Raw genomic sequence first — 9,666 nt, forward strand, 5'->3', positions numbered from 1 at the left:
CCGAGCCCGCCGCCCCGCGCGGTTCCGGATCCAACGCCGCCGGAAGCGATGCCGACGCCCGCTTCTGGGAGGCGGTCGACCATGCGGACCTCGCCTCGCTCACCGGCGGGTCGGCGATCGACGTCGACCAGCCGCTCAGCGCCGTACTGCCGGCCCTCTCGGCATGGCGGCGCGACCAGGAGGCGCTGGCTCGCGCGGCCGCCCGCTCGTACCGCGTCACCTGGCAGCCGTGGTCCGGCGCCCACCGCGGCACGCCCACCGGCACCTGGCTCGTGGCCGTACCCGCACCGCACACCGACGACCCCTGGGTCCGGGCACTGACCGACCGCCTGCGCGACGCCGGCGTCCACGTCGTACCGCTCGTGCTCGACGTCGCCGCATGCGACCCGGGCGCGCTGCGCGCGAGGCTGGACGAGCGGCTCCGCGACGCGGTCGACGGCTCGCCGACGGGCGCCCTCTCCCTGCTGGCACTCGACGAACGGCCGCACCCGGAGCACCCGGGCGTCCCGGTCGGTCTGGCGCTCAGCTCCGCGCTCGCCTCCGCCCTGCCCGGGGCGGTCGACGCCCCGCTGTGGTGCGTCACCCGTGACGCGGCCGCCGCCCTAGCCTCCGACGCAGTCGGCGGCGCCACCCAGGCGCAGGTCTGGGGACTGGGCCGGGTCGTCGCCCTGGAGCACCCCGAGCACTGGGGCGGTCTCGTCGACCTGCCCACGAAGTGCGACGACCGCGCCCTGGGCCGCCTGATGGCGCTGCTCGCGGGCGCGGGCGACGAGGACCAGTTCGCGGTCCGCGCCTCCGGCACCCTCGTACGACGGCTGGTGCGCACCGCCCCGGAGACGGCACCGGCCGCGACCTGGACCCCGCGCGGCACGGTGCTCGTCACCGGCGGTACGGGAGCGCTCGGCCGCCACGTCGCGCGCCGGCTCGCCGAGCGGGGCGCCGAACGGCTGGTCCTCGTCAGCCGCCGCGGTGCCGACGCGCCCGGCGCGGCCGAGACGGAGGCCGAACTCACCGCGCGCGGCGCGTCCGTGACGCTCGCCGCCTGCGACGTCGCCGACCGGGACGCGCTCGCGGCGCTGGTCGCGCGCCTGGCCGACGAGGGCACCCCGGTACGGGCCGTGGTGCACGCCGCCGGCATCTCCCAGCCGCCCGGCACCGGCACGGACCTGCCCGGCTTCGCCCGGGTGGTGGCCGCGAAGACGGCCGGCGCCGTCCACCTCGACGCGCTGTTCGACACGCCGGACTCGCTCGACGCCTTCGTCCTGTTCTCGTCCATCGCCGGTGTCTGGGGCAGTGGCGGCCAGGGCGCCTACGCGGCGGCCAACACGTTCCTCGACGCGCTCGCCGAACGCCGCAAGGCCCGCGGCCTCCCCGCGACGTCGATCGCCTGGGGCCCGTGGGCCGACGGGGGCATGGCGACCGAGGGCGACGCGGAGGAGCAACTGCGCCGCCGCGGCCTGCCGCCCATGGACCCGGAGACGAACCTGCTCGCACTGGAACGCGCCGTCGCCGGCCGGGACGCCGCGGTGACCGTCGCGGACGTCGACTGGGCGCGGTTCGCGCCCGTGTTCGCGGCCGCGCGCCCCCGCCCGCTCATCGCCGACCTGCCCGAGGTCCGGGAGGCACTGCGCGGCTCCGGCCCGGCGTCCGGCGACGCGGCGGTGGCCGACGCGCCTCCCGCGGCACTCCGGCGGCTCACCGAGCTGGCCGGGGACGACCGGCGGGCGGCCGTCCTCGACCTCGTACGCGAACACGCGGCAGCCGCCCTGGCGCACGACTCCGCCGACGCGGTCGCACCCGACCGGGCCTTCAAGGACCTCGGGTTCGACTCCCTCACCGCGGTCGACCTGCGCAACCGGCTGGGCACCGCGTGCGGACTGCGGCTGCCGTCCAGCCTCGTGTTCGACTACCCCAACCCGCAGGCGCTGGCCCGGCACCTGCTGCTGACCCTGTTCCCCGAGGCGCCCGGCGACCCGGCCGACACTCCCGTCGACACCGACCCGCAGGAAGCGGAGCTGCGCCGAACCCTGACCGGCATCCCGCTGCAGCGCATCCGCGAGGCCGGACTGCTGGACAGCCTCCTCCGGCTCGCCGGCCCCGGCGAGCCCGCCACCAGTACCACCACCGTCACCGCCGACGCGCAGTCCATCGACTCGATGGACCTCCAGGACCTCCTCGACCTGGCCCTCGACGACGGCGGCGACGACCACCACAGCAACCGATCCTGACGTGCCCGAAGTGCGGAGTAAGTGATGACAACCCCCAACGAAAAAGTCGTTGAAGCGCTGCGGGCCTCCCTCAAGGAAACCGAGCGGCTGCGTCGCCGGAACCAGGAGCTCACCGACGCCTCGCGCGAACCGATCGCGATCGTCGGCATGAGCTGCCGCTTCCCCGGCGGCGTCCGGTCGCCGGAGGAGCTGTGGAGACTCGTCGAGACCGGCGGCGACGCCATCACGGGCTTCCCCGAGAACCGGGGCTGGGACATCGAGTCGCTGTACGACCCCGACCCGGACCACGACGGCACCACCTACGCCCGCGACGGCGGGTTCCTGCACGACGCGGCCGACTTCGACCCTGCGTTCTTCGGGATCTCGCCGCGCGAGGCACTCGCCATGGACCCGCAGCAGCGGCTGCTCCTGGAGACCACCTGGGAGGCCTTCGAACGCGCCGGGATCGACCCCGCCACCCTGCGCGGCAGCCGGGCCGGAGTCTTCGTCGGCGCTTCCGCCAACGCGTACGGGGCCCACAACCACGACCTCCCCGACGGCGTCGAGGGCCACCTGCTCACCGGAACCGCCTCCAGCGTCGTCTCCGGCCGCCTCGCCTACTTCTTCGGCCTCGAAGGCCCCGCCGCCACCATCGACACCGCCTGCTCGTCCTCCTCCGTCGCCCTGCACATGGCCGTGCAGGCGCTGCGTCAGGGCGAGTGCTCGCTCGCGCTCGCCGGGGGCGTCACCGTCCTCGCCGGCCCCGACGTGTTCGTCGAGTTCAGCCGCCAGCGAGGCCTGTCTCCCGACGGCCGCTGCAAGTCCTTCGCCGAGGCCGCCGACGGCACCGGCTGGTCCGAGGGCGTCGGCGTCCTGCTCGTGGAACGCCTTTCCGACGCCCGCCGCAACGGCCACCAGGTCCTGGCCGTCGTGCGCGGCTCCGCGATCAACCAGGACGGCGCCAGCAACGGGCTCACGGCCCCCAACGGCCCCGCCCAGCAGCGCGTCATCCGCCAGGCCCTGGAGAGCGCCCGGCTGACGCCCGCCGACATCGACGCCGTCGAGGCCCACGGCACGGGCACCACCCTGGGCGACCCCATCGAGGCCCAGGCCCTGCTCGCCACCTACGGCCAGGGACGTGCGGCGGACCACCCGCCGCTGTGGCTCGGCTCGCTGAAGTCGAACATCGGCCACACCCAGAACGCCGCCGGTGTCGCGGGCATCATCAAAATGGTCATGGCCATACGGCACGGCGTCCTGCCCCGGACCCTGCACGTCGACGAGCCGACCTCGCACGTCGACTGGTCCACGGGCGGCGTCTCGCTGCTGACCGAACCGGTGCGGTGGCCGGAGACCGGCCGCCCGCGCCGGGCCGGCGTCTCCGCGTTCGGCGTGAGCGGCACCAACGTCCATACGATCATCGAGCAGGCTCCGGATGTGGAGGAGTCGGTGGAGGTGGCGGGGGCTGCTGTGGCGCCTGTTGCTTCGGCGCCGGTGGTGCCGGTGGTGCCGTGGGTGCTGTCGGCGAAGGGTGGTGAGGCGTTGCGGGAGCAGGCGCGTCGTCTCCTGGGCCGTGTCGAGCAGGACCGTGAGTTGCGGTCGGTGGACGTGGGTCTGTCGTTGGCGGTGGGTCGTGCGTCGTTCGAGGACCGGGCGGTGGTGTTCGGGGCGGATCGTGAGGGTCTGCTGGCGGGGCTGTCGGCCGTGGTGGAAGGCGGTTCGTCGTCGTCGGGTGTGGTGACGGGTTCGCCGGTGGCGGGCAAGGTGGCGTTCCTGTTCACGGGGCAGGGCAGTCAGCGGCTGGGTATGGGCCGTGAGTTGTACGAGACCTACCCGGTCTTCGCGGACGCGCTGGACGCGGTCTGTGCGCGGCTTGATCTGCCGCTGAAGGACGTTCTGTTCGGCGACGACCGAGCTGCGCTGGACCGTACGGAGTTCGCGCAGCCGGCGTTGTTCGCGGTGGAGGTGGCGCTGTTCCGGCTGCTGGAGACCTGGGGTGTGAAGCCCGACTTCGTGGCCGGTCATTCGATCGGTGAGATCGCCGCTGCGCATGTGGCGGGTGTGTTCTCGTTGGAGGACGCGTGCCGGCTGGTGGCGGCTCGTGGTCGGTTGATGCAGGCGCTGCCGTCCGGTGGCGTGATGGTCGCGGTGCAGGCGTCGGAGGACGAGGTTCTTTCGCTGCTGACGGACCGGGTGAGTATTGCGGCGGTCAACGGTCCGCAGTCGGTCGTGGTAGCGGGTGACGAGGCGGACGCGGTGGCGATCGCCGCTCACTTCGAGGAGCAGGGTCGTAAGGTCAAGCGGCTGAGTGTGAGCCATGCGTTCCACTCGCCGCACATGGACGGCATGTTGGAGGACTTCCGTACGGTCGCGGAGTCGATCGCGTACGAGTTCCCTCGGATCGCCGTGGTGTCGAACCTGACCGGCGTCGTGGTGACGGACGAGATGGGTTCGGCGGACTTCTGGGTACGTCATGTCCGGGACGCGGTTCGCTTCCTGGACGGGATTCGTGCGTTGGAGGCGGCCGGTGTCACGACGTTCCTGGAGTTGGGCCCGGACGGTGTGCTGTCGGCGCTCGCCCAGGACTGCCTGACCGGTGATACGGGCACGGCGGTCTTCGCGCCCGCTCTTCGCTCCGGGCGGTCGGAGGCGGAGACCGTCACGGCCGTCCTCGCCCAGGCTCATGTGCGGGGCGTCGCCGTCGACTGGTCCGTCTTCTTCGCCGGTACGGGCGCCCGGCGGGTCGAGCTGCCGACGTACGCCTTCCAGCGGCAGCGCTACTGGATCGAGCCGGGCTCCCGCGCCGGTGACGTGACGGCCGCCGGACTGGAGAAGGCCGGGCACCCGCTGCTCGGCGCGATGGTGGCGCTCGCCGACTCGGAGGGGCTCCTCCTCACCGCTCGGCTGGGTCTGGACACGCACCCGTGGCTGGCCGATCACGCGATCATGGACACCGTGCTGCTGCCGGGCACCGCCTTCGTCGAGCTGGCGGTGCACGCCGGGGACCAGGTCGGGTGCGACGTCCTGGAGGAACTGACGCTGGAGGCACCGCTGGTGCTGCCCCCGCGCGGTGGCGTGCAGCTCCAGATCCACGTAGGCGCCCCGGACGCGGACGGCACGGGACGCAGGACGTTCACTCTCTCCTCCCGTACACAGGACGGCGGGGCCGACGAGCCGTGGACGCGGCACGCCGCCGGTGTGCTCGCCCAGGGCGCGGCACGGCCGGACTTCGCGGCGACCCAGTGGCCCCCGGCGGGTGCCGAGGCGATCCCGACGGAGAGCCTGTACGCGGACCTCGCCGAGGTCGGCATGGGCTACGGACCGGTGTTCCGTGGCCTGACGGCGGCGTGGCGGCTCGGTGAGAGCGTTTACGTCGAGGTCGCCCTCCCCGAGGGTCCCGATACCACGGCCCGTGACTTCGGGCTGCACCCCGCCCTGCTGGACGCGGCCCTGCACGCGCTGGGTCTCGGCGTGCTGGGCGGGACCGAGGGCGAGGGCCGGCTCCCGTTCGCCTGGAGCGGGGTGTCCCTGCACGCGTCCGGCGCCGAGGCGCTGCGCGTGCGCCTCGTGCCGGCGGGCGCCAACGGCATACGGCTGGAGATCGCGGACACGGCCGGTGCTCCGGTCGCCACCGTCGACTCGCTCGTCCTGCGGTCCGTGTCGGCGGAGCAGGTGCGGGCGGCGCGTACCGCGTTCCACGAGTCGGTGTTCCGGGCGGAGTGGATCCCGCTGCCCGGCGGGTCCGACACCGTGGTCACGCCCCGCCGTTGGGCGGTGCTGGGCGCTGCGGGTGCCGCGGCCCACCTGAGGGACGCGCTGCCGGAGGCCCTGGTCGGCGAGGTCACGGTGCACGCCGACCTCGCCGCGCTGGCGGCGGCCGTCGAGGCCGGGGCGGACGTGCCGGACGTGGTGCTGGCCGGTTACGGACCGGCCGCCGACGGCACCGGCCGAGGCTCGGGCGCCGACTCCGGCGCCGGGTACCGGGCCGACGGACCGGCCCTGTCGGCCCGTGCCGTGCACGACGCCACCCACCACGCCCTCGCCCTGACCCAAACCTGGATGGACGACACGCTCTTCGCCGGGGAGCGGTTCGCCGCCACCCGCCTGGTCGTCGTCACCCGGGGCGCGGTAGCGGCGGGCGACGGCGACACGGTCACCGACCCTGTGCACGCGGGCGTGTGGGGCCTGCTGCGCTCCGTCCAGTCCGAGTACCCCGACCGGCTGCTGCTGGTCGACACCGACGGGCGCGACGCTTCCGTAGGGGCGCTGCCCGCCCTGCTCGACGCCGGCGAGCCGCAACTCGCCCTCCGCGACGGCTCCCCGTACGCCCTGCGGCTCGCCCGGGTACCGGCCGCCACCGGGGACCAGACCCGGACCGTCCGGTACGCGCCCGACGCGACCGTACTGATCACCGGCGCCGGCGGCATGCTGGGCGGACTGGTTGCCCACCGGCTCGTCGCCGAACACGGCGTACGGCACCTGCTGCTGGTCGGCCGCCGCGGCGGCACCACCCCCGAGGCACAGCGCCTCGGCGCCGAACTGGCCGCATCGGGCGCCTCGGTGACCTGGGCGGCCTGCGACGTCGCCGACCGCGACGCCCTGGCCGCCGTACTGGACGCGATACCCGCCGACCACCCGCTCGGCGCGGTCGTCCACACCGCGGGCGTCCTCGACGACGGCGTACTCACCTCACTCACCCCCGAACGGCTCTCCGCCGTGCTGCACCCCAAGGTCGACGCGGCCTGCAACCTTCACGAGCTGACCCGCGACCTCGACCTCTCCGCGTTCGTCCTCTTCTCCTCCATCGGCGGCGTCTTCGGCGGCCCCGGCCAGGGCAACTACGCCGCCGCGAACGTGTTCCTGGACGCCCTCGCCCAGCACCGTCGCGCCCAGGGCCTCCCGGCGACCTCGATGGCCTGGGCCCTGTGGGCCGACGGCACCGGCATGGCCGGCCGCCTCGACGAGGCCGACCTCAGCCGCATGCGCCGCAACGGACTGCCCCCGCTCACCACGGCCGAGGGTCTCGACCTCTTCGACCTCGCCCACACGCTCGACGAGGCCGCACCGGTCCTCATGCCCCTCGACCCGACCGCGCTGCGCGCCCAGGCCCGGGCCGGCACGATGTCACCACTGCTGCGCGGCCTCGTACGCGTCCCCGCCCGGCGTACGGCCGGCGGCGCCGCCGGAGCCGGCGGCGAGAGCGGTCTGCGGCAGCGGCTGGCCGGCCTGTCCGCCGCCGAGCAGGACCGCGTCCTGCTCGACCTGGTGCGCAAGCAGGTCGCCACGGCCCTCGGCCACTCCGGCGCGGCCGCCGTCGAATCGGGCCGTTCCTTCAAGGAGCTCGGCTTCGACTCGCTGACCGCCGTCGAACTGCGCAACCTCCTCGGCGACGCCACCGGCCGCCGCCTGCCCGCCACCCTGGTGTTCGACTACCCCACCGCGACCGCCCTCGCCGGATACCTCCGCGAGGAACTGATCGGCGACCTCACGGCCGGATCGGCCGGATCGGCCGGTACGACCGCCCCCGCCCTCCCGCGGGGCCGTGCGACCGCCGACGAGGCCGACGACCCCATCGCGATCGTGGCGATGAGCTGCCGCTTCCCCGGCGGCATCACCGGCCCCGAAGACCTGTGGAACCTGCTCAGCACGGGCGGCGACGGCATCACCGGCTTCCCCGCCGACCGCGGCTGGGACCTCGACACCCTCTACAGCGACGATCCCGACCGCGAGGGCACCAGCTACGCCCGCGAAGGCGGGTTCCTGCACGACGTCGCCGAGTTCGACGCCGGGTTCTTCGGCATCTCGCCCCGGGAAGCGCTGGCCATGGACCCGCAGCAGCGGATCCTCCTCGAAACCACCTGGGAGACCTTCGAACGCGCCGGCATCGACCCGGCGAAGCTGCGCGGCAGCCGCACCGGCGTCTTCGTCGGCTCCAACGCCCAGGACTACCTCCAGCTCTGGCTCAACGACTCCGACGGACTCGAAGGCCACCTCGGCACGGGCACCGCGGCCAGTGTCGTCTCCGGCCGGATCTCCTACACCTTCGGCCTGGAGGGCCCGGCGGTCACCGTCGACACCGCCTGCTCCTCCTCCCTCGTCACCCTCCACCTGGCGGCTCAGGCCCTGCGGCGCGGCGAGTGCTCCATGGCCCTCGCGGGCGCCGTGACCGTCATGTCCACCCCCGGAGCGTTCACCGAGTTCAGCCGCCAGCGCGGCCTCGCCGCCGACGGCCGCATCAAGGCCTTCGCCGCCTCCGCCGACGGCACGAGCTGGTCGGAAGGCGTCGGCATGCTGCTCGTCGAGCGGCTGTCCGACGCCCGCCGCAACGGCCACCCGGTGCTCGCCCTGGTCCGTGGCACCGCCGTGAACCAGGACGGCGCCAGCAACGGCCTGACGGCACCGAACGGCCCCTCCCAGCAGCGCGTCATCCGCGAAGCGCTCGCCGACGCCGGACTGTCGGCCACCGACGTCGACGCCGTCGAGGCACACGGCACCGGCACCACCCTCGGCGACCCCATCGAGGCGCAGGCCCTGCTCGCCACGTACGGCCAGGGGCGTACGGACGACCGTCCGCTGTGGCTGGGCTCCGTGAAGTCGAACATCGGCCACACCCAGGCCGTGGCCGGAGCGGCCGGCGTCATCAAGATGGTCATGGCGATGCGCCACGGCCTGCTGCCGCAGACCCTCCACGTCGACGAGCCCACGCCGTACGTCGACTGGTCGGAAGGTGCGGTCTCCCTGCTCACCGAGCCGCTCCCGTGGCCGGAGACCGGCCGCCCGCGCCGGGCCGGGGTCTCCTCGTTCGGCTACAGCGGCACCAACGCGCACGCGATCCTCGAACAGGCACCGCGCCACCCCGTCGACGGGACCCCGGGCGGCCTCGTACCCCCGAGCACCCCCACGACGCGCACCCTGCCGGTGCTGCCATGGCTCGTCTCCGCCCGTACCGGCGCTGCCCTCCGGGCCCAGGCGGACCGGCTGACCACGACCGCGGCCACCGTCCTGACGGCCACCGGGAACTCCGGTGCGCTCGACCTCGGCTACTCGCTGGCCACCACACGCGCGGCCCTGGAGCACCGGGCCGTCCTCCTCGGGGACGGCTCCGACGCGGGTTCACTGTCCTCCCTGCTGGGTGCCCTCGCCGAGGGCGAGCAGGTGCCGGGCCTGGTGCGGGGCACGGTCGTCGGCGGCGGCCTGGCGTTCCTGTTCACGGGGCAGGGCAGTCAGCGGCTGGGTATGGGGCGTGAGTTGTACGAGGCGTTCCCGGTGTTCGCGGAGGCGCTGGACGCGGTGTGCGCCCGCCTGGACCTTCCCCTGCTGGACGTGTTGTTCGGTACGGACGGCGAGGTGCTGGATCGTACGGAGTTCGCGCAGCCGGCGTTGTTCGCGGTGGAGGTGGCGCTGTTCCGGCTGCTGGAGTCGTGGGGGGTGAAGCCCGACTTCGTGGCGGGGCACTCGG

Annotated in this window: 2 protein-coding genes; both read left to right on the forward strand. The window is 74.2% G+C overall.

Annotated features, from left to right (window positions below; all coding sequences use genetic code 11):
- Positions 1–2,228 (forward strand): SDR family NAD(P)-dependent oxidoreductase (locus MXD57_RS30670; protein ID WP_284506332.1); only part of this gene is annotated, 2,228 nt, incomplete at its 5' end.
- Between the two features lie 24 nt (positions 2,229–2,252).
- Positions 2,253–9,666, forward strand: a 7,414-nt coding sequence (locus MXD57_RS30680) for a type I polyketide synthase (protein WP_284506334.1), incomplete at its 3' end; no start/stop codon positions are given.

Origin of the sequence: Streptomyces cellostaticus (assembly GCF_023630175.1) — a bacterium.
GTDB classification, from domain to species: Bacteria; Actinomycetota; Actinomycetes; order Streptomycetales; family Streptomycetaceae; genus Streptomyces; species Streptomyces cellostaticus_A.